This is a genomic window from Vibrio sp. OPT46 (genome assembly GCF_015163535.1).
GTDB classification, from domain to species: domain Bacteria; phylum Pseudomonadota; class Gammaproteobacteria; order Enterobacterales; family Vibrionaceae; genus Vibrio; species Vibrio alginolyticus.
Genome location: NZ_JADDYG010000015.1, coordinates 1 through 366 on the forward strand (window position 1 = coordinate 1; position 366 = coordinate 366).

Below are 366 nucleotides of genomic sequence, written 5' to 3' on the forward strand. Positions count from 1 at the left end.
ATCGTTTAACTGCTTTTCCCGGTGCGCGTTAATCAAACTCTCTAACGCCTTTTTTCTCTCTATAGTTCTGCGTCTCTTTGCCGATTTCAGCTTCGCATTAGAGTCATAAGATTTGCTGGAGTTAGATGTTGATGGCGCATCATCTTCCTTATATGCGTCATATAATTTTTTTGCGCCATACGCTAATGGTATAACCGCCAACCATAAAGCCATTGTTTTGCACCCTTTAAACTTGAAAGAGGGTCCTGCAATGAACACAGGCCCCTCTTGTAATGATTAAGCCGTCTTAGATTCAAACTTTCCAGTTAGTAAGTCACGAATCTCAACTAGAGCTTCAACAGAACGCTTTAATTCATCAATGTCATA

1 pseudogene is annotated in these 366 nt (G+C 40.4%); it reads right to left on the reverse strand.

From position 1 onward, the window contains the following. Window positions 1–258 (reverse strand): annotated as a pseudogene (locus IQR33_RS32100) (hypothetical protein); the annotation flags it as partial. Window positions 259–366: the final 108 nt, after the last annotated feature.